Consider the following 21102-nt stretch of genomic DNA (forward strand, 5'->3'; position numbering starts at 1 on the left):
TCCCGCAGCTTTGTCGCTTACCACGATAGGGTCCTTCCCATGGCAGCGCACAGCGGACCCTCCCTTGGCACCACGCTTGAACCCCTCACGGACACCGACCTGGGGATCGACCTGGGCACTACCCGCACGGTTGTCGTGCGGGCCGACCGCGGTAACTACCCTGTCCTGGGCTTCGCCGACGAGCACGGCGACGACCACGACTTTCTCCCGTCACTGACAGCGCTGCATGAGGGACGTCTCATCCACGGCTTCGACGCTCGCGACGCCGCTCGTCATGGCGCCCCGCTGCTGCGCAGCCTCAAGAGGCTGCTCGCCTCCCCCACCATCACCGCATCCACCCCTGTCACCCTGGGTGACCGGCACCTGACCGTCCTGGAGGTCCTGACCGACTTCCTCCGTCACCTGAGAACGCGGCTGGAGTCGCTGGACATTGACGTGTCGCGGTCCCGCGTGGTCGTCGCCGTACCGGCCCACGCCTACGGTGGCCAGCGCCTGCTGACGCTGGAGGCCTTCCGGGCCGCAGGCTTCCGCGTCGCTGCCATGCTGAACGAGCCCAGTGCAGCCGGCTTCGAGTACACCCACCGCAAGGCCACGACAGTCTCCTCCAGGCGGACTCGTGTCCTGGTCTACGACCTGGGCGGCGGGACCTTTGACACGTCTCTGGTCGACGTGGTCGGCACCTCGCACGAGGTCCTGGTCTCCCATGGTCTGGGTGACCTCGGCGGTGACGACGTGGACCTGGTGACGGCATCCATGGTGCTGGAACGAGCCGGGGTCGCTGAGGAGGACCTCTCCCCCGCCGAGCTCGACGAGCTGCTGGAGCAGTGCCGCGACGCGAAGGAGCGCCTGACTCCCCAGAGCCGTCGGCTGGTGGCGGTGCTGCGCGGGCAGGACGTCGTCATCCCGGTGCCAGAGCTCTACCGGGCGTGCACCCCGCTGGTGGAGCGCTCCCTGGCCATGATGTCTCCCCTGGTGGGGCGGCTTGATGACGGCACCCCCGACCTGACTGACATTGCCGGCGTCTACCTGGTGGGTGGGGCGTCAGGTCTTCCCCTGGTGCCTCGGCTCTTGCGGGAGCGCTTCGGCCGACGTGTGCACCGCTCCCCCTACCCGGGCGCCTCAACGGCAATCGGCCTGGCTATCGCCGCGGACCGCACCAGCGACTACGACCTCACCGACCGGCTCTCACGGGGCTTCGGGGTGTTCCGGGAGGCCGACGGCGGCAGCCGTCTTGTCTTCGACTCGATACTCAGCCCCGACTCCGTGCAGGCCTCTCCGGGCGGACGCGAGGGCACGGTCATTACCCGGGAGTACGAGGCGGCCCACAACATCGGCTGGTTCCGCTTCGTGGAGTGCGCCGGGGTCGACGACTCCGGTGAGCCGCGTGGCGAGATCGCTCCCTACCAAGACATCGTCTTTCCCTTTGAGCAGGGGCTCCGGGAGGAGGAGGACTTGCGTCGCCTCCCGGTGGAGCGCCGGGACCACGGTCCTCGGGTCCAAGAGCACTACCGCATTGATGAGAACGGCCTGGTGCGCGTCACGATCACCGACCTGACTGACGGCTACAGCCGCCACTATGTGCTGGGGCACCGCACGGACGACGTTGACACGCTTCCACGCGAGCAAACCACCTGAGCAACGGCGGCCGGGCACCCGGCCGGATGCTTGTCTCAGGCCTGGGCCGCGTCTGAGACCTGGGTCAGAAGGCGAGCCTCCTCCTCGTCCAGCTGCAGGCTGAGCGCGGGGAGGATGGCTCGCAACTGGTCCAGGTTCCTGGCCGAGGGCAAGGGAGCAGTGACTCCAGGGCGGTCACGCAGCCAGGCCAGGGCCACGGCGGCAGGCTCCACCTTGTGCCTGTCGCCGATGTCAGTCAGTACGTCGACAACGGCAAAGCAGTCCTCGCGCAGGTAGCCTGACACCATTGCTGCGCGGTCTCCGTGTGTCACCTGGCCGCGTCGGTACTTGCCGGTAAGGAATCCCGCTGCCAGAGGGAAGTAAGGAAGCAGGGCCATGCCGTGGGACGCCGCCACCTCTCCCCTGCCGCCGACGCCCTCCACCTCGCTGCGGTGCAGCAGGTTGTAGTGGGGCTGGAGCGCGACCGGAGCGGCGCAGCCCAGTCTCGACGCAGTGCGCACCCACTGCTCGATACGTTGCGGCGTATAGTTGGACAGCCCGACGTGGCGCACCATGCCCGAGCTCCGAAGCTCCTCAAAGACGCTGACCGTCTCTTCGAGGGGGGTGTCGGGGTCGTCAAAGTGGGCGTAGTACAGGTCCACGAAGTCGGTTCCCAGCCTCTCCAGGGACTCTTCCAACGCCTGACGGACATTGGCGGGAGCCAGCCCCTCACGCCCCGGCTTGGTGGAGACCTTGGTGGCGATGACGACGTCGTCACGGCACCCGCGGGACTCCAGCCAGGAGCCGATGACGGACTCCGACTCCCCGCCGACATGACCAGGCGCCCAGTAGGAGTAGCCGTCGGCGGTGTCGATGAGACGACCTCCAGCAGCGACAAAGGCGTCAAGGACAGCGTGCGACGTGGCCTCGTCCGCAGTCCAGCCGAAGACGTTGCCCCCCAGTCCTAGAGGGCCTACGTCCAAGTCAGCGATCATGTGACTCATGCGTCCTCCCGGTCGATAGGTGGGACCCACTCGGCGGTCCCGACAATATCAGGAGACAGGTAGGTGCGCGCAGCGCTCACACGGCGCGGTCCCTCCTGGCGGCGCGGCGCCTGGCCAGCTCGTCCTCAACAGCAGGTGCCTCGGCCGCGTGGTCCACCGGCAGCTGGGCCAGCGTCCCCTCGACCTCGTGCCACACCCGCCCCACGGCGATGCCGAAGACTCCCTGCCCCCCGGCAACCAGGTCAATGACCTCCTCGGCCGAGGTGCACTCGTAGACGGAGGCCCCGTCACTCATGAGCGTCAGGGAGGACAGGTCCTCGACACCCCGCAGGTGGAGGGTCTTGACAGCCGAGCGGATCTGCTGGAGGGACACCCCCGTGTCCAGAAGGCGCTTGACGATCTTGAGGACCAGGATGTCCCTGAAGGAGTAGAGCCGCTGGGAGCCTGAACCCTTGGCCCCGCGCACGGAGGGTTCCACCAGCCCGGTTCGGGCCCAGTAGTCGAGCTGGCGGTAGGTGATGCCTGCTGCCCGGCAGGCTACGGGCCCCCGGTAGCCGGAGTCGGCCTCCAGGTGCTGAAGCGGGTCACCGAAGAGCATGCCCTGGATGCGGTGGGGCGGTGGTACCGCGGCACTGGCTTCGTTGACGCTCACTTGCCTGCTCCTGTCGGGTTCGAGATGACTGCGCGGACTACGCTCTTGGTGGGCTGCTGTGATGGGGGCGGCTGGTTCCTGGTAGCCACAGGGACACGATAGATCCCGCCGGGTCGATGCTCAATGACGGCCACGCCCTGTCGGGAGACAGCTGGGATGTCAATCTTGGGATGAGGTTGAGGAAAAAGGCGGGAACTCTGGTCCCAGGCGCGGGCGGTTCCACGAACCAACAGTTTCAGAGCCCCAGAGTGGGACATACCACACAAGGGCGGCACACCTGTCACACCAGCCCCACGGAGTAGTGCAAGTGGCGGGTCATCCAGCGGCGGTCCCGCACGGCCCTGGCACGCGGGTAGGCCAGCCTCAGGACAGCGTGTCGACAGCACGGTGCAGGAGCACATCGTGCAGCTCCCCCACGAGGTCAGCCAGGGTTCGGGCCGACTCCTCCCCGGCGTCGCGGGACCGGGACCGCCGGGGAGTGACAGCCTGGTCGATGGCGTCAGCCTCACGCTCAGCAGCGCTACGCACCGACCGCAGGTTACGCAGCGGGATGCCAAGTCGGGTGATCTCCAGGGCCAGTCGCACGGTCCGCAGGCTGCCTGAGGAATAGAGGCCACGTGCGTCAGGGCTGATCAGGCCGACGGCGACAAGCTCGTCAACCTGGGACTCCCGGGCACCTGACAGCGCCAGGAGAGACTCAAGATCCATGGGGCCGGAGTCGACGAGCCTGCCGTCACGCGCCACGACCCGCGCCACCGGGGAGACCGGGGCGGTGGCGGCGCCAGCGTCCAGCTCGGCCAGACGCTGCCTGATGACGCTCAAGGGCAGGTACTCGTCACGCTGGGCACGCAGCGAGTACCTGAGCCGCTCGATGTCCGCCTGGGAATAGCGGCGGTACCCGTTGCCGACGCGGTACGGGGAGATCAGCCCCGCACCCTCCAGGTACCGGAGCTTGGAGATGGACAACGCGGGGAACTCCGGCCTCAGGGCATCAACGACCTGGCCGATCTTCATCTCCGGCCTCCGGGACATCCCGTGCGGCCACGTCCCGGAGGTCTCAGGTACGGGAGGCTCCAAGGAGGAGGCAGAGTCCTCCCCGTCCCTCCTGCCACTGGCCCTCGCAGAGGACACGGTCACTGCGCAGCTGCAGCCTGCTGGGGACCGGGGTGATACGTCATACGGTACTTGCCGATCTGCACCTCGTCCCCCGCCTGGAGGACTACCTGCTCCACGCGGGTACGGTTCACGTAGGTGCCGTTGAGGGAGCCCGAGTCCCGGACGCCGTAGCCGCCCTCTGGCAGGGAGGAGAACACCGCGTGCTTGCGGGAGACGGTGACGTCGTCCAGGAAGATATCGGCACGGGGGTGACGTCCCACGGTTGTCTCCGCGGCATCCAGCAGGAAGCGGGCACCCGTCGTCGGTCCGTGGTGCACAAGCAGCAGCGCAGTCCCCGGGGGCAGGGCGGCAATTGCGGCAGCATCCTGCTGGTTCAGCCCGGTCAGCGGGGAGGGTGACGCGGGACTGGCGTCAACAGCCCCAAAGGCCTGGGTGGAGGAGGGATCCTGCTCGATCGGCGTGCTCGACATACCTGCCCCTCTTGGTCGTTGCGGCGCCCGGTGCGCCGCCTCAGGAACCACCATACCGTTATCGGCAGGCACGTCGAGGCCGACAATCCCGGGGTGCTGGCAGGAACCTGGCGACACGAGTGTGGTCCCGGTCCCGCGTCTCCTGCTGCAGCCCCCGTGGTACCGCCCGACAGGTCCTCGGCGGCCCCAAGAGCTCCCGGGCAACAACTGCGCTGCCCACCGTGGCCGTCCCAGGCTGGGCTAGCCGTCGGTCACCAGGAACTCATCAGGTCCACTTCTCCTCCTGGCGGCCCTCAGTAGCCCACAGGGTGTGGTACACGCCTGCGGGATCATCCACCCGATGGTAGGTGTGGGAGCCGAAGAAGTCCCGCTGGGCCTGGATGAGCGCGGCAGGAAGCCGAGGCGCACGCAACTGGTCGACATAGGCCAGTGACGCGGCAAAAGCCGGCGCAGCCGTGCCGGACAGGGCCGCGGTGGCCACGACCTGTCGCCACGCGGGCAGGACGGAGGCCAGCGCCCGGGAGAAGACCGGTGCGGTCAGGAGGCTAGGCATCTGGGGGTCCTCCTGGTAGGCCTGGGCGATATCGTCCAGGAAGCGTGCCCGGATGATGCAGCCTGCCCTCCAGATCCTGGCCATGTCACTGAGCACGATGTCCCAGCCGAACCGCTGCGAGGCGGTAGCGATCTCGTCAAAGCCCTGGGCGTAGGCAGCGATCTTGGAGCCGTAGAGAGCCTGCCTGACAGAGTCGATGAAAGCCTGCCGCTCAGCGCCCTGCAGCGGCGCAGACGTAGTCCCGGGGCCGAGTCCTACCGCTCGCACCGCGGCACGCGCCTGGTTCGAGGCAGAGGCGGCACGGGCAAAGGTCGCCTCAGCGATAGCCGGGACAGCCACGCCCAGCTCCAGGGCGGTCTGCGTGGTCCACACCCCAGTGCCCTTCTGCCCGGCAGCATCCACGACGACGTCGACAAAGGGCTGCCCGGTGGCGGGATCCACGTGGGATAGCACCTCGCTGGTGACGTCGATGAGGTAGGAGTCGAGCTCGGAGTCCTTCCAGCCGCGGAAGACCTCGGCGATCTCTGGCACGGTCAGGCCTCCCACGTGGCGCAGCAGGTCATAGGCCTCGGCAATGAGCTGCATGTCGGCGTACTCAATGCCGTTGTGGACCATCTTGACAAAGTGCCCCGCACCGTCCGGACCCACGTGCGTGCAGCAGGGGGCGCCACCGGCGTCGGCGGCGATCGACTCCAGCATCGGTCCCAGCCGCCGGTAGGACTCCTTGGTGCCTCCCGGCATGATGGAGGGACCGAGCAGCGCCCCCTCCTGGCCGCCGGAGACACCCATGCCCACGAAGTGCAGCCCTCGGGAGCGCAAGGCCTCCTCACGCCGCCGGGTGTCGGTGTAGAGGGTGTTGCCTGCGTCGACGATGATGTCACCGGGGTCCATGAGGTCGGCGAGCTCAGAGACGACCTCCTCGGTGGCCGTCCCCGCCTGGACCATGATAATTGCCACGCGCGGGACGCGCAGAGAGGCGACGAAGTCGCGGAGCCTGCTTGCGGGGACGAAGCCCCCCTCGGAGCCGTGAGCGTCCATGAGGCGCTCGGTACGCGCCACAGTGCGGTTGAACAGGGCTACGGCGTGGCCGTGACGGGCTAGGTTGCGGGCCAGGTTCGCACCCATCACCCCCAGTCCGAAGACGCCGATGTCGGCTGAGGCCGGTGCAGGAGTGAAGTCAGTCATGCGGTGCGTCTCCTCGCTCTCCCCATACGGGTCGTCTCTCAAGATGATACGGAAAAGTATGGTCCGGCCGCAGTCCGGGCGCCTGGTGCTGCAGGGCCAGTCTCCACAGGCACGGGACAGCTCCGGCGGCTACCGTCGCCAGACGATATAGTAGTGGCGGTCATCGTCGGGGGTGCCCGGGAGATCATCCCCGGGAGATCATCGCGGCGGTGTCCCGGTATCGCCTCCTCGTCGGCCCGGGTCGGCGGGAACCTGCGATGTCATCCCCCGATCTCAGGAAGGCTCGCGTGCCCGTTTCTGACTCCTCCGGCTCCTCGCCGCTGATGTCGCGTCTCTCACCGTCGGCGCCCAACCCGCTGCTCGAGGCCCGCGACCTGCGTCTGCCTCGCATCGCTGACCCCTGTGTCCTCGTGATGTTCGGCATCACTGGTGACCTGGCGCGTCACAAGCTTCTCCCCGCCGTCTACGACCTGGCGAACCGGGGCCTGCTGTCCCCCCGGTTCTGCTTGGTGGGAGTGGGCCGCCGTCCCTGGGGCGACGAGAGCATGCGTCGCTACGTGAAGCAGGCCGCCCGCTCCGGGGCCAGGACGCCGTGGCGGCCGGCGATTTGGGAGCAGCTTGCCGCCGGGATGCGCTTTGTGGAGTTCTCCTCCTTCGAGGACGACGTCGCCTACCAGAGCCTCACCGACGTCGTCACCAGCCTGGACGCCTCCCGGGGCACTGGGGGCAACCGGGCCTTCTACCTGTCGATCCCCCCGGGCTGGTTCCCTGCTGTCACTGAGCGCATCGCCCGCTCCGGGCTGGTGGACGAGGCTGTCGGCTCCTGGCGCCGCGTGGTCGTTGAAAAGCCTTTCGGGCACGACCGGGCCTCGGCCAGGAAGCTGGACGAACTCGTAGGCAGGATCGTGCGGCCCGACGACGTCTTCCGTGTGGACCACTACCTGGGCAAGGAGACTGTCCAGAACATCCTGGCGCTGAGGTTCGCCAACACGATGCTCGAGCCGCTGTGGAACCAGCGCTATGTAGACCACGTCCAGGTCACTATGGCTGAGGATATTGGCATCGGGACCCGGGCCGGCTACTACGACATGATCGGTTCGGCACGTGACGTCATCCAGAACCACCTGCTTCAGCTCCTCGCCCTGACCGCCATGGAGGAGCCGACCTCCATGGAGGCCCACGCCGTCAGGACGGAGAAGGAGAAGGTCCTGGACGCGGTCCGCCTGGAGCGCGACGGCGTGCTGGACCTGGGACTGAGCACGGCCAGGGGTCGGTACGGGGTCGGGTTCCAGGGAGGCCAGCGGGTCCGCAGCTACCTGGAGGAGGATGGCGTCGCCCCTGGCTCACGTACGGAGACCTATGCCGCGGTGCGTCTGGAGATCGCCAACCGGCGGTGGGCAGGAGTCCCCTTTTACCTGCGTGCAGGCAAGCGACTGGCCCGTCGCGTGACCGAGGTAGCCGTCGTCTTCAAGCAGCCGCCGTTCCTGCCCTTTGGCCAGGCGGCTACCGCTGGCCTGGGGGCCAACACGATCGTGCTGCGTATCCAGCCTGACGAGGGGATCACCCTGCGGCTGGCCTCTAAGGTTCCCGGAACGCAGATGGAGCTGCGCGACGTCACCATGGACTTTGGCTACGGCGCCTCCTTCAACGAGGAGTCTCCGGAGGCCTATGAGCGCCTCATCCTGGACGCGCTCCTGGGTGACGCCCCGCTCTTCCCCCACCAGCGCGAGGTGGATCTCTCCTGGAGGATCCTGGACCCTGTCATCGAGCACTGGGCGTCCTCGGGCGTTCCCGAGGAGTACCGGCCCGGGTCCTGGGGCCCCTCCAGCGCCCACGACCTGCTGGCCCGTGACGGCCGTACCTGGAGGCGTTCATGATCACGACACTTACTGCCACGACAACCTCCGAGGTCGTCGCCCAGGTCATGAAGCAGGAGGGGTCCTCCGGGTCCTCACGAGTCCTCACCCTGGTGATCTCCACCAGTCCCGAGGGGCTGGAGGAAGCCCTGTGCGCTGCCCACGGCGCCAGCCTCGACCACCCCTGCCGGATTATCGCCGTGGTCGTCCCGCCCGCCGGTACTTCCCCCCACGCGGAGTCCCGCACAGACATAGGCACGGAGGCAGGGGGCCACGGGCACGCCTCCGCCGAGGGGCACCTGGACGCCCAGGTCCGGGTGGGCCACGACGCCGGCGCGGGCGAGACAATCGTGCTCTTCCCCTGGGGCGAGGCCGCCGAGCACACCGACACCCTGGTGGTGCCCTTTCTTCTGCCGGACACACCCGTCGTGGTGTGGTGGCCGTGGGAGGTGCCCACAGTCCCGGCCGAGGACCCCCTGGGGCTTCTGGCCACGACCCGGATCACCAACACTCCTTCCCAGAAGGACCCGGCTGCCGCACTGGCCGCCCTGGCCCCGGTGTCCGTGCGAGGTGACATCGACCTGGCCTGGACACGGATCACCCTGTGGCGGGCCATGGTGGCCTCCACGCTCGACTCTACGGTGCGCTCAGGAGCCCTCCGTAGTATCCAGGTAGTGGGTGAGCCCAGGAACTCCTCGGTCCGTCTCATGGAGACCTGGCTACGTCTGCGCCTGGGAGTGGAGGCCACCAGGCGCGACGATCCGGGAACCAGGGGAATTGCCTCGATCACGGCTGGTACGCCGGACGGTGACATCGTCATTGCCCGCCACGATCACGACCGGGTGACGGTCACACGTCCTGGCTGGGCAGAGCCCCAGGTGGTAACCATGGAGCGCCGCGAGCCGGTGGCGACCCTCAATGAGGAGCTGCGGCGCCTGACCCCGGACCTTGTCTACCAGGAGGTCCTCACCGCCTTCGGCAAGGACGCCTCAGCCCCTGCAACGCCGTAGCCCGGCCTGCTACCTGCTCAACCGCCCCGCTCCGCTAGGAGGACAACAGTGGTCCAAGATGACAGCAAATCCGCCGCGACACAGGGGGATGCACGCAGCACCCTTGAGGCCGCGGCACGCAGGCTGGCGCGGCCGACCCTCCAGGTCAGTGACTCCCTCTCCCAGGCTGCAGCGAGCGCCGCGGCCGATACCGTCCGCACCCTGGCGGAAGCGGTCGCTGCGCGAGGAACAGCTCACCTGGCGCTTACAGGAGGCTCAGCAGGCGTGGCCCTGGCTGGCCACCTGGCCCAGGAGCTGGCCAGGGAGCCGACCCAGGTACGTGAGGCGGTGCACCTGTGGTTCGGTGACGAGCGCTTCGTGCCCGTCTCCGACCCCGAGCGCAACGACCTGCTGGCAGCACCGTTGGTCCGCGTCGGTGTGCCGGACAGCCACGTCCACCACCTGCCTGGTCCCGAGACCGTCAGCAGCCTGGACTCCGCCACGGACCTGCTGACGCAGGACCTGAGGGCGCACCATCTGGACTATGAGCCCTTCGACCTCATCCACCTGGGGCTGGGTCCTGACGCCCACGTATGCTCCTTGTTTCCAGGTCACCCGGCCGCGCTGACCACCGGGCGTTCCGCAGTGGCGGTGCGTGAGTCCCCCAAGCCTCCGCCGCAGCGTTGCTCGCTGACCTTCGAGGTCCTGCACCGTGCACGTCACGTCATGGTGGTGGCCGGCGGGCAGGGTAAGGCGGAGGCAGTCACCCGAAGCCTGGGCGCCATAGACGTTGTCACTGCTCCCGCCTCTTGTGCCCGGGGGAAGCGGACAACCTGGTACCTCGACGTCCAGGCTGCTTCAGGACTCGGTGACATCCAGCCGACGACCAGAGCCTGACGGTCACAGGTGCGCAAGGACAGCAACGACAGGGTTAGCAGGGTCGCTGCCTCTCAGCGACCTGCCACGCTCGTCAGGGCTCTGGCCGCTGCCAGCGTGGTGGCGGCGATGTGCTCCCCTGTGACGGGGTATCCCGGCACAGGGCCGTGGGCCGCAGCCGCCGCTACCGCCCCTGAGACCCAGGTGCCCTGGGACGACCGGGATGCCCTCGTGCTGGACACGAGCGAGGCTCTGGCAGCTCTTGACAGCCTGCCTGAGGACTCCCCTGCCGAGCAGTCCTGGGCAGAGGGCGGCTCACGCACGGGCTGGTTCGGTGAGGCGTGGTCCGATGTGGACGGTGACGGCTGCGACACCCGTAACGAGATCCTGGCCCGGGACCTCATCGACCTTGACTTCTCCCGCGCTCCGGGCCTACAGAGCCAGGAAGAGGGGCATGGTGAAGGAGCGTCGGTGTGCCCCGACGCCACGGTGTGGTCGGCAACCCTTCACGACCCGTACACAGGGGCGGAGGTCTCCTTTGAACGCGGACAGGACACCTCGTCTGCGGTACAGATCGACCACGTGGTACCGCTCAACTACCTCTATGCTCACGGAGCCTGGCAGTGGGACCAGCGTACCCGGGTACTGGTAGCCAACGACCCGCTGAACCTGCTGGCTGTGGACGGGCAGGCCAACCAGGAAAAGGGGGCCTGCGGACCCGCCACCTGTCCGGTTGGGTCCACTGAGACCGGCTCCTGGCTCACCGACGCGGACGGAGGCTGGTGGCCGCGCCGTGAGTACCGCTGCGAGTACGCGCGGCGCTTCGTCTCGGTCTCCTCCGAGTACGGGCTGGGACTACCTGATGCTGACAAGGACGCGCTACGGGCTGCGTTGTCTGACTGCCTCGCTGGTGGTGACGGCGCTCCCTCCGTCCTGGAGCAGACCGTTGAGTCGGCGCGGGACATCGGCACCGAGATCCTCCACCGCCCGTGGTACTCGGTGCTTGCTGCTGCAGGCGCGGCTCTTGCGGGCTGGGGCCTGGTGACCCGGAGCCTGGCGAGGGCCAGCCGTCGTCGTACCAGGACGTCGTCGCAACAACGGGCACAACGTCGACGGGCACGGCGTCGTCGCGGCCGCTGACAGCGCGAGATGGCTGCCAGTGCAGGTACCAGCGACATGTACCGGCAGGGGTGGCGGACGCCGTGCTCGGAGACGCATCCTTCTCTCGCCACTGTCCCAGCCGATGCCCGAGCCTGGGCTGGGACCGGCACGGCAGGGACCCGGGAGACTAGAATTGACCCTGATGACTCGCGCTTCAGCACACAGGCACGGCCCGGCAAAGGTTCCTCGGCAGGCAGAGGAGGGCGACCCGACCTCAGTCCGTGTCGACGTGTGGCTGTGGAGTGTCAGACAGGTCAGGTCGCGGTCCGCTGCCACCGCCGCGTGCCGGGCCGGACACGTCCGCGTCAACGGCGACACCGCCAAGCCCTCCCAACACCTCGCGGTCGGGGACGAGGTTCGCCTGCGTGTCAACGGCTTTGACCGCTATCTTCGGGTCGAGCGCATCCTGGTCAAGCGCGTGGGTGCGCAGGTGGCACGTACGGCTTTCACCGACTTCTCCCCGCCCAGGCCCTCCCCCTTGGACGCTCCGGCAGCAGTAGTCCGCAGCCGGGGCGCTGGTCGGCCTACCAAGAAGGAGCGCCGCCAGCTTGACGCCCTCATGGGAGGTGGTCGTCGCAGAAGTACCACGTCTGCTCGCGACGACTCCGAGGCGTAGCCGGAAGTCATCAGCCGGCAGCTCCGCGCCCCTGCGTTCCTCGGAGCACTGCAGACCACCGCCTGTTCCTGTCCTGGCCCGCAGGACCCTCCCGAGCCCTTCCTGGCAGTGTGGTCGCACCCGGTTCAGGTGTCGCGACGGACCCGGGAGAGAAGCTCATAGACCGTACGCAGGACGCCGTCCTCGGTGTGAGCGGGAGCGACGTACGTGGCCACGGCACGAACCCCGGGATGCGCGTTACGCATCGCAAATCCCAGCGCAGCGTGCTCGTAGAGGTCGAGGTCGTTAAGGTAGTCGCCGAAGACCGCTGTCTGCTCTGGCGTCACTCCCAGACGGTTCTGCAAGGCGCGCAGAGCCCTTCCCTTGGAAACCTGGAAGGACATCATGTCCACCCAGTGCTGCCCTGAGACCACAGTCTGAGTCCCGGGAACAGCGGCTGCCAGCATCTGCGAGCTCCCGTCCTCAACGTCGCCGAAGTCAAAGACGGCTACTTTCAGGACGGAGTCCAAGCAGACCGACATGAGGTCGTCCACGACCTCCAGCTCCTTGTAGTAGAGGCTCACCTGCTCCAGGAAAGCCGGGTCCTGGCGCTCGATATAGGCACAGTGCTTGCACGCCAGCACCGCCCCCACGTCGTAGCTGTCGATACGCAGGTCCCTGACAGTGGTGATGGCAGCAGCCGCCTCCCGGGCACTGATGGTGTCAGAGTGAATCTCCTCCTGCCCCTGGACCACCAGGGCCCCGTTCTCTGCGATCACAGGACTGTCATCCACCTCTGGACCCAGGACGGAGCGGAGGTTAGCCAGCTGACGTCCCGACGCAGGAGCAAAGGTGACGCCGCTCGCCCGCATGTCTGACACGGCCTGAGCAAATCCAGGTGGAACTCTCCCCTCCCCGTCAACGAGGGTACCGTCCATGTCGCTGACAACAAGGCGTAAGTCGACACTGGCTGGCAGGGGCAGAAGAAGCTCGGGCTCGAGGGGCGCGTGTTCCACGGGGCTGATCCTCTCAGGGATCAGCCCCGTGAGGAAGATGAACCCGCTGGAGTCTCAGTGATCTGGGAGCCGGGAAGGCCGGGGCACTGTACGGACAGGCTGTCTCCCGAGGTGGTCCCGAAGGTCTGGAAAGAGAAGGTCTGGAAAGAGGCTCCTGGGAGGATAGGACGATACAGGGTGACGACAGCGGAAGGTCAGATGTCTCGTCGTCGGCGCATGAGGACGACGAGTCCGACGACAACCAGCGCCTGCGAGATAAAAGCCGCTGCCACACTGGCACCCGTGAGGGCTAATCCCTCGTCCATGGGCTCGTCCCCCGCCTGCGCAGCGGCCGTGTTAGAAGAGGACCCCGAAGCGGGCGACGTCGCGCCATCACCGGGAGAGGTCGTGGGCGAGGAACCTTCGGTAGCCTGGGCAGAGGCGGACGGGTCCGCAGAAGGGTCCGCGCCAGAGCCGTTATCCCCGGGGGACGAAGGTGCTGACGGCGTCGGGCTTCCTTCTGGCTGGGTACTGTCTGCTCCGGTCCCAGGGCCTGGCTGGGTGCCGGGGTCGGTCCCGGTGCCGGGGTCAGGACCCGGATCCTGCTGGCCACCAGGATCGGGATCGGTGCCGGGGTCGGTCCCGGTGCCGGGGTCAGGACCCGGATCCTGCTGGCCACCAGGATCGGGATCGGTGCCGGGGTCGGTCCCGGTGCCGGGGTCAGGACCCGGATCCTGCTGGCCACCAGGATCGGGATCGGTGCCGGGGTCGGTCCCGGTGCCGGGGTCAGGACCCGGATCCTGCTGGCCACCAGGATCGGGATCGGTGCCGGGGTCAGGGTCATCCTGGTCCTGCACCTGGTCCACGGTGACAATGGTGGCGTCATCCGGACCGGCGCCGTCGGTGTAGACAGCATGATCCCGGGTACCGCTCCAGCCAGAGGCAGCATCTCCGGAAGCAGCGGCGCCGACCACGCCCCAGGAGCCGGAGGTGCTACCGCTGCTCCTCGGGTCCTGGGAGGCTGCCGCTGGCTCGCTGCCGTGAGCGCTGCCCAGAAGGGCATACGGAGCTGCGGAGGCAGTGGTGGCAACGACAAGCGGCAGGACCGCCAGTGCGGTCACGGCTACGGCACGCTTGATCGTCATGAGTCAGTCATTCTCTCTGTCTGGGCTACGGCAACACGTAAACGGTTCCCGGAGGCTAATGGAGATCTGCGTCAGCGCGCAGCGGGCACGGACAGCTTGCGGGGTTCCTCTCTTCTACTCAACCACAATTGCCTCCCATGTGATACACCGCCAGATCGTGACCTTCCTGACTGTCGTCAGATGAGCTGGTGTACCAGTTTCTTCTTTGCTGCTGGCATCAGTCGCGGTTGGGGTACTACCGGCCAAAGACAGACGCTGCAGTTTAGCCGTTACCAGGCGCCTCGTCTCAGTGGCATGTGAATCGTATTAACTAATGGACTAGAAGGTGTTCTCAGTAAAAAGAGGGTCCAGTCTACCGTCCCAGGAGTCCCGGTAGCGCGCCAGCAGATACTGCGCCCTGGATATCCCACTCTCGACGATCTCCCTGAGCGGGTCGAGGAGGACAGACTCGTCCAGGCCGACACTGTCCAGGTGCGCCCGGGAACGAAGCCCGTCCTCGGCCAGCGCCAGCACGTCTCGGGCCACAGCCCTCAGCCTGCGGCCGCGCACGCTGGCCTCCAGTGCCAGGCGCGGTGCGTCTTCACGCAGTTGCTGACGCTGTGCAGTTGTCCAGTCACGAACCAGGTCCCAGGCCGCCTCCAGGGAGGGCCGATGGTAGAGGATACCGGTGACGAGCGCAGGCAGGGCAGGGAGCAGGTCGGAGGCGACGGTGTCGGCGCCTCGCAGCTCCAGCACCCGCTTGAGGCGGACCTCCGGAAAGAGCGTGGACAGGTGGTTCTCCCAATCCCCCAGGGTAGGGTGCTCACTGCTGCCAGGATGCCGCCCCTCCAGCAGGTCACGAAAGGTGCCACCAGTCGCGTCGTAATAGACCTCGCCTCGTTTGACGAAGTACATAGGAACGTCCAGGGCATAGTCCACGTAGCGCTCGAAGCCCATGGAGCGCTCGAAGGCGAAGGGAAGCATGCCAGTACGCTGCGGATCCGTGTGGGTCCAGATGTGGGAGCGTGTGGACAGCATGCCGCTGGGGGCTGCGTCAAGAAAGGGCGAGTTGGCAAACAGAGCCGTGATCAGCGGCTGGAGAGCCAGTGACACCCGCAGCTTGGTCACCATGTCAGCCTCGTCGCAGAAGTCCATGTTGACCTGAACGGAGGCGGTGCGCAGCATCATGTCCAGGCCTAGGGTGCCGACTCTGGGCATGTGACGGGACATGATGGCGTAGCGGCTCTTAGGCATCAGCGGCACCTGGGAACGGGGCCAGGTGGGAGCCGCTCCCAGGCTGAGAAACCCTATACCCAGGGAGCGGGCCAAAGGCAGGGTACGAGCCAGGTGGTCCCTGAGCTCAGCCGCAGTATCGTGCAGGCTGGACACGGGAGCTCCTGACAGCTCCAGCTGTCCCCCGGGCTCCAGGGAGATCGCTCCCGCACCGTTGCCGTCGGCCAGGCCGATCAGGTGGGGACCGTCCGTAATGGGCTGCCAGCCCGTGCCCTGCTGGAGCCCTTCAAGCAGGTGGCGCACGCCCGGACGGTGATGGTCACCCATATAGGAGACCGGAGCGTGGTCACGCAGATAGAAGGGGATCTTCTCGTGCTCGGTGCCTATCCGGACGCTGTCAGCGGACTTGCAGCCCTCTGCTATCCAGGCGACAAGATCGTCGCGGCTCTCAACAGGCAGAGAGTTGTCAGTGTCACGGGCCATAGCAGTCTCCTTCAGATGCCTGCTGGTCAGCACCCTGGGTAGCCAGAGCAGGACCGATTGGCTCGGTGCAGCTCTAGCCGCTGTGCACCGCAGGTGCGGCATGCGCCGTATCCTGCACGCAGGAGCGTCCTAGCGCAAGAGGCATCCCGGAAGAAGGCCTGCCGCGAGAGCCTGCCAAGGCTGTCTACGCCCTGCGTGACGAGGGTATGCCCGGGCGCAGCCGTTCTGCGAGGACTCAGCAGACCTAGCCCCGGCACACCGACGGCGCGCCCCCACGAGCACCACACGCAGCAGCCTGGCACGCTCGCCCCGCCTGCACGACCTCCGCGATCCCGCGCAGTAGGGCACAAGACTCTCGCGTGGCCAAAGACTCCGTCAGCCAAGGACAAGGGGGGCGATCAGGAAGCTCAGCGCGATACATACGACGATCGACACCGTCCCGGGCAGGACAAAGGGGTGAGCAAGCACGTTGGAGCCCACCCGGGTAGAGCCGGTGTCGTCCATCTCCATGGCTGCCACCGTCGTCGGGTAGTTCGGCAGCAGGTAGTAGTTCGCCACGGCAGGGTAGCTGGCGACCAGCGCGACCGGAGACAGCCCGAGACCGACCATGAGCGGCATGAAGGCACGCGTGGTTGCCGCGTGGGAGAACATGAGGGGAGCCGCGAAGTAGAAGAACACGGCAGCCAGCCAGGGCATAGCCTGCATAGGCCCGGACAGCGCGTCAGAGATAGTGTCCTCGTAGTGGTTGACAAAGGTGTTGCCGAGCCAGGCCAGACCCAGGATGCACACCGCAGCGGTCATGCCCGCGCGGAAGGTGTCCTGGCTGGCGATCGAGTTCGTGGGCTTCCTGGCAACCATGCAGATGACAGCGGCGGTGGCCAGCATGATCGTCATGATGGCGGCGGTTGACGCGATGGGCGGGTCAGAGATGATGCCCAGCTCGGGGGAGCTCACCGTCGCGTAGACGACGACAAGGACCAGCGCCGCCAGGAAGATGACCAGACCGGGGACTGCGCTACGGCGGGCGACGTAGGAGGTAGAGGCGGCGGCGCTGGACTTGACAAGTCCGTCGGCCTTACGCTGCTGGTAGACGGGGTCGTCCGCCAGCTCCGACCCCTGCCGGGAGGCGACCACAGCGCCCACCGCGCACCCGATGAAGGTGGTGGGCACGACGACGGCCAGGCACTGCAGGTAGCTGACGTGCACGGGCTCCAGGGCAACTACCAGTGCCACCATGGCGGCTGAGATGGGCGAGGCCGCTACCCCTACCTGCGAGGCGACCACGGCGATGGACAGGGGCCTGGAGGGCCGGATGTCGTGCTCCTTGGCGACATCGACAATCACAGGGATGACCGAGTAGGCGGTGTGCCCGGTCCCGCACATCATCGACATGACGAAGGTGACGAACGGCGCCAGGTAGACGATCTGCCTGGGGTGACGGCGCAGCATCACCTCGGTGAGGTGGATGAGGTGGTCCATGGATCCAGCCACCTGGAGCGCGGCAACGGTACAGATCACCGACATGATGATGCCGATGACCTCCCAGGGGGCGGCGTCGGCATCGACACTCACCCCGGTGGCTGCCAGGACCACGATGCCAGCAGCCCCGGCCAGGCCGATACCGATGCCTCCCAGCCGGGCACCGACGACGATGAACAGGAGAACGACAAGGAGATGGAACCAGATCACGAGTCTGCTCCTTCAGGTGTCAGACAATGGCTTCACCAGCGAAGCGGTGCGTCTTCCCCTGCACACGTGTGCCCGGAACAGGCTGATACCTGTCACTTACTGTCACTGCCGTGCAGGACGCGACGTGGTGTTAGTGTACTCTCCGCTCCTGCGTGACGGGAAGGCCTTCTTTCAGGACAACAGCAGGGAAAGGTAGTGACGTAGGGGCTGCACGCACCGGAGAGGCCGACCCACGCGCCGGGGTGGGGGGCGGTAGCCTGCCCAGGTGAGCACCCCCGGTCTACATGTCCTTCAGGTGGCAGGAGGCGCTGTGCTCATAGCCCTGTCCGTGGCCACCGCTGCCGAGCTCGTCCACCTCAGCGCCTCACGGTGGTACCTAGGCCAGGACCCGGCAGGCGAGAAGGACGCCCGCGAGGTCGTCGTAGTCCTCGGCCACGCGGACGCCGGCGTGACAGCAGGTCATGTCAACCGTCGTCGCGCTGTCTACGCTCTGCGCTCCCGGACAGGAGCACACTCGTTGCTGGTTGCCAGCGGCGGCAGCGTGGCCGGGCCTGTTGCCGAGGCGGAGCTGCTGGCCGGGTACGCCCGCGCCCTGGGCTACACCGGGGGGCTCCTTACCGAGACACGCAGCAGGTCTACGTGGGAGAACATCCGCAACGTCATCCCGGTCCTAGAAAGCGCCCAGCGCATCGTCATTGTCTCTGACGCCGTGCACGCGGCCAAGGCCCGGCGCCTCCTACACATGCAGCGTCCTGACCTGGCGGCCCGGCTGGCTCGGGCTGAGGACTACCGTCCCGGGGAGGACCTGCTCCTCAAGGTACCGAGCGCAGTGCTGGGAACAGCGGACCTCCTGAGCACCTACCTGGCACCCAGGCTGGTGGCCAGCCCAGCCTGGGTCCGCAGACGGGTGCACCGTAGAAGGCCAGCGAGAGAACTCAGTCCGAAGAGGAGATAAGGGCGAGCACAAGGTCGCCACAAAGTAGTCACACACCTGAGGGGTCCAGGGGCGGGCGGCCAAAGACAACCGCTGTCCCTACGCGCACGGCTCCAAGAAAAGAGGGTCGCTGTCCGGCTGGCAGCGACCCTGCCCGTCGGGCTGGCGGGATTTGAACCCACGACCCCTTGACCCCCAGTCAAGTGCGCTACCAAACTGCGCCACAGCCCGTTTCCAGCAGTCTCAGCCGCCCGGAACGAGAAGAACTCTAGCCCATGACGGGGCCTGCCCCGAAATCCGGCGGTGGTGACGCCAGTCACCACTAATTGACCGTGTACCGTCGGGCTGCGGTTCAGAGACCCTGGCACCGCGGCACCGTGCCTGGAGCCGCCTCTCATCCAGCCTGCTGCTCCAACCAGGCCTTCATGCCGCCGGTGACGTTGAGGAGTCCACCCTCGTATCCCGCATCGGTCAAGGCCTGGATCGCACGGGCGGAGCGCACTCCCCCAGCACAGACCACCGCAGTGGTCCGGGAGGGGTCGAGCTCGTTCCTGCGCTCCACGACCTGTCCCAGGGGGATACTCACTGAGCCGTCAATAGCAGCCTCAGCCACCTCGTGGGACTCACGCACGTCGAGCACCACCAGGTCCTCCCCCGACTCTAGTCGCCTGCGCAATTCGGTAGCGCTGATCTCCTGCATCGGGGGTCCTCCTGGTAACTGGTGCCCTGGTTGGCGATAGTGCCTAGTCTAGGCGAGCGGGAAGGCGTCTACCCCTGCTCCCGTAGCTGGCGGTAGCGGGTGATGAGGCCGCGGGTGGAGGCGTCCTGGGCCTCCAGCGCGGCAGCGTCACCCTGGACTGCGGGGGCGATCTCCAGGGCGAGCTTCTTGCCCAGCTCCACGCCCCACTGGTCGAAGGAGTCGATCCCCCACACGATCCCCTGGGTGAAGGTGATGTGCTCGTACAGGGCGATGAGCTGACCCACCACGGAGGGGGTCAGCGCCGGGGCCAGGATCGACGTCGTCGGCCTGTTGCCGGGGAAGACCCGGGCCGGGACAATCTCCTCACGCGTGCCCTCGGCGCGCACCTCCTCCGCGGTCTTGCCGAAGGCCAGGGCCGCGGTCTGGGCCAGGTAGTTGGACAGGAACAGCTCGTGGACGTCCGTGTCCCCATCCTTGGCGGGGTGGGCGGGGGTGGCCACGGCGATGAAGTCGGCCGGAACAAGCTGAGTGCCCTGGTGGATGAGCTGGTAGAAGGCATGCTGGCCGTTGGTTCCCGGCTCCCCCCAGAAGACCTCTCCGGTCCCGGTGGTTACCGGGGAGCCGTCCCAGCGCACGGACTTGCCGTTGGACTCCATGGTCAGCTGCTGGAGGTAGGCCGGGAAGCGGTGCAGGTACTGGGCGTAGGGCAGCACAGCGTGGGACGCGGCGTGGAAGAAGTTGACGTACCAGACGTTGAGCAGCCCCATGAGCATAGGGACGTTGTCAGCCGGCGCCCTGGTGGCAAAGTGCTCGTCCACGGTACGGAACCCGCTGAGCAGCTCGGCAAAGCGCTCCGGGCCGACCGCCACCGCCAGCACCGTTCCCACGGCGGAGTCCACGGAGTAGCGCCCGCCCACCCAGCTCCAGAACCCGAAGGCGTTGTCCGGGTCAATTCCGAACTCGGCCACCTTGTCCAAGGCGGTGGATACGGCCACGAAGTGCCTGGCGATGGCACCCTCGGTGCTGATGCCTCGGTCCTGGAGCGCACCGAGGAACCAGTCGCGGGCCATGCGGGCGTTGGTCAGCGTCTCCAGGGTGGTGAAGGTCTTGGAGGCGACAATGAACAGCGTGGTCTCCGGGTCGAGGTCGGCGACCTTCTCCGCGCAGTCGGCCGGGTCTATGTTGGAGATGAACCGGCACTCCAGGCCCTCCTGGACGTAGGGCCGCAGAGCCTCGTAGACCATGACCGGCCCTAGGTCGGAGCCGCCGATACCGATATTGACCACCGTGGTGATCGGCCTGCCGGTCACTCCCGTCCACTCCCCCGAGCGCACACGCCGGGCGAACGCGTAGACCCGCTCCAGCACCTCGTGGACATCGGCCACGACATTGCGCCCCTCTACCACCAGGCTGTCGGTAGCAGGTCTGCGCAGAGCGGTGTGGAGCACGGCACGGTCCTCGGTGACGTTAATGTGATCTCCGGCATACATGGCGTCACGGCGCCCGGGAACGTCAACCTGCTCGGCCAGCTCGGCCAGGGCAGCCAGCACCTCGTCAGTGACCAGGTTCTTGGACAGGTCCACGTAGAGGTCACCGAGCTGGTAGGAGAGGCGCTCGGCACGCCCCGGGTCCTCAGCGAACCAGGTGCGCAGGTCGGGGGTGAGGGCGTCGTGGAGCCCGCTCAGGCGCTGCCAGGCAGGTGTGGTGGTGGGGTCAACAGGTGTCTGCGTTGTCGGCATGTGGCCAGTCTAGAGCGTCTACCACGGTGACCAGGTGGAAGACCTAGTAGATCAGCGGGAGCAGCCCGGCAGGACTGGTGGCAGCCGACGACCCGCTGCTGCGCACCTACCGTGACGGGGGCGTTCCCGGGTGG

18 protein-coding genes and 1 tRNA gene are annotated in these 21102 nt (G+C 67.2%); 7 read left to right on the top strand and 12 right to left on the bottom strand.

Annotation, left to right across the window (positions count from 1 at the left end; all coding sequences use genetic code 11):
- Window positions 1-39: 39 nt before the first annotated feature.
- Window positions 40-1635 (top strand): Hsp70 family protein, encoded by a 1596-nt coding sequence (locus D4740_RS00945; RefSeq protein WP_119835064.1) that lies wholly within the window; start codon window positions 40-42, stop codon window positions 1633-1635.
- 35 nt (window positions 1636-1670) lie between these two features.
- Here the strand turns inward: D4740_RS00945 and D4740_RS00950 are convergent, their stop codons facing one another.
- From D4740_RS00950 to gndA, 5 genes are all read right to left on the bottom strand, one after another.
- A complete protein-coding gene (locus D4740_RS00950; protein ID WP_119835065.1) occupies window positions 1671-2618 on the bottom strand; it encodes an aldo/keto reductase in 948 nt (315 codons plus the stop codon).
- A gap of 76 nt (window positions 2619-2694) precedes the next feature.
- On the bottom strand, window positions 2695-3216 hold the full coding sequence (locus tag D4740_RS00955) for a MerR family transcriptional regulator (protein ID WP_119835241.1): 522 nt from the start codon (window positions 3214-3216) through the stop codon (window positions 2695-2697).
- A 417-nt stretch (window positions 3217-3633) separates the two neighbouring features.
- Window positions 3634-4284, bottom strand: a complete 651-nt coding sequence (locus D4740_RS00960; RefSeq protein WP_119835242.1) for a MerR family transcriptional regulator — start codon at window positions 4282-4284, stop codon at window positions 3634-3636.
- A gap of 119 nt (window positions 4285-4403) precedes the next feature.
- A complete protein-coding gene (locus tag D4740_RS00965) occupies window positions 4404-4856 on the bottom strand; it encodes an FHA domain-containing protein (RefSeq protein ID WP_119835066.1) in 453 nt (150 codons plus the stop codon).
- A gap of 265 nt (window positions 4857-5121) precedes the next feature.
- Complete coding sequence (gene gndA / locus D4740_RS00970; protein WP_119835067.1) at window positions 5122-6594, bottom strand: NADP-dependent phosphogluconate dehydrogenase; 1473 nt, start codon at window positions 6592-6594, stop codon at window positions 5122-5124.
- 323 nt (window positions 6595-6917) lie between these two features.
- Here gndA and zwf point away from each other — a divergent pair, with 323 nt between their 5' ends.
- The 5 genes from zwf (at window position 6918) to D4740_RS00995 (ending at window position 12092) form a co-directional block, all read left to right on the top strand.
- Window positions 6918-8471 carry a glucose-6-phosphate dehydrogenase gene (gene zwf / locus D4740_RS00975; protein ID WP_119835243.1) on the top strand — a complete coding sequence of 518 codons (1554 nt, stop codon included), beginning with the start codon at window positions 6918-6920 and terminating at the stop codon, window positions 8469-8471.
- Window positions 8468-9460 carry a glucose-6-phosphate dehydrogenase assembly protein OpcA gene (locus tag D4740_RS00980; protein WP_119835068.1) on the top strand — a complete coding sequence of 331 codons (993 nt, stop codon included), beginning with the start codon at window positions 8468-8470 and terminating at the stop codon, window positions 9458-9460. The genes zwf and D4740_RS00980 overlap by 4 nt, the downstream gene beginning before the upstream one ends.
- 48 nt (window positions 9461-9508) lie before the next feature.
- The gene (pgl, locus tag D4740_RS00985) at window positions 9509-10336 is read left to right on the top strand and encodes a 6-phosphogluconolactonase (protein ID WP_310732058.1); all 828 of its coding nucleotides are present in this window, start codon (window positions 9509-9511) and stop codon (window positions 10334-10336) included.
- 108 nt (window positions 10337-10444) lie between these two features.
- On the top strand, window positions 10445-11455 hold the full coding sequence (locus tag D4740_RS00990; RefSeq protein ID WP_119835245.1) for an HNH endonuclease family protein: 1011 nt from the start codon (window positions 10445-10447) through the stop codon (window positions 11453-11455).
- Window positions 11456-11618: 163 nt separating this feature from the next.
- On the top strand, window positions 11619-12092 hold the full coding sequence (locus D4740_RS00995) for an RNA-binding S4 domain-containing protein (protein ID WP_119835069.1): 474 nt from the start codon (window positions 11619-11621) through the stop codon (window positions 12090-12092).
- A gap of 125 nt (window positions 12093-12217) precedes the next feature.
- On the opposite strand, the gene D4740_RS01000 is transcribed toward D4740_RS00995, so the two are convergent.
- From D4740_RS01000 to D4740_RS01015, 4 genes are all read right to left on the bottom strand, one after another.
- Entirely contained in the window at window positions 12218-13087 is an 870-nt protein-coding gene (locus tag D4740_RS01000; protein ID WP_119835070.1) for an HAD family hydrolase, read from the bottom strand.
- Between the two features lie 194 nt (window positions 13088-13281).
- Window positions 13282-14211, bottom strand: a complete 930-nt coding sequence (locus D4740_RS01005) for a hypothetical protein (RefSeq protein ID WP_119835071.1) — start codon at window positions 14209-14211, stop codon at window positions 13282-13284.
- Between the two features lie 318 nt (window positions 14212-14529).
- On the bottom strand, window positions 14530-15906 hold the full coding sequence (locus D4740_RS01010) for a glutamate--cysteine ligase (protein WP_119835072.1): 1377 nt from the start codon (window positions 15904-15906) through the stop codon (window positions 14530-14532).
- A gap of 375 nt (window positions 15907-16281) precedes the next feature.
- Entirely contained in the window at window positions 16282-17595 is a 1314-nt protein-coding gene (locus D4740_RS01015; protein WP_119835073.1) for an anaerobic C4-dicarboxylate transporter family protein, read from the bottom strand.
- A 265-nt stretch (window positions 17596-17860) separates the two neighbouring features.
- Here D4740_RS01015 and D4740_RS01020 point away from each other — a divergent pair, with 265 nt between their 5' ends.
- A complete protein-coding gene (locus D4740_RS01020) occupies window positions 17861-18550 on the top strand; it encodes a YdcF family protein (protein ID WP_119835074.1) in 690 nt (229 codons plus the stop codon).
- A gap of 136 nt (window positions 18551-18686) precedes the next feature.
- On the opposite strand, the gene D4740_RS01025 is transcribed toward D4740_RS01020, so the two are convergent.
- The 3 genes from D4740_RS01025 to pgi all read right to left on the bottom strand — a co-directional run bounded on the left by D4740_RS01025 (window position 18687) and on the right by pgi (window position 20968).
- Window positions 18687-18760 (bottom strand) — tRNA-Pro (locus D4740_RS01025).
- Between the two features lie 163 nt (window positions 18761-18923).
- Complete coding sequence (locus D4740_RS01030; protein ID WP_119835075.1) at window positions 18924-19229, bottom strand: rhodanese-like domain-containing protein; 306 nt, start codon at window positions 19227-19229, stop codon at window positions 18924-18926.
- A gap of 68 nt (window positions 19230-19297) precedes the next feature.
- Window positions 19298-20968 (bottom strand): glucose-6-phosphate isomerase, encoded by a 1671-nt coding sequence (pgi, locus tag D4740_RS01035; protein WP_119835076.1) that lies wholly within the window; start codon window positions 20966-20968, stop codon window positions 19298-19300.
- Between the last annotated feature and the right edge of the window lie 134 nt (window positions 20969-21102).

Source organism: Actinomyces sp. 2119, from assembly GCF_003591215.1.
Classification (GTDB): Bacteria; Actinomycetota; Actinomycetes; order Actinomycetales; family Actinomycetaceae; genus Actinomyces; species Actinomyces lilanjuaniae.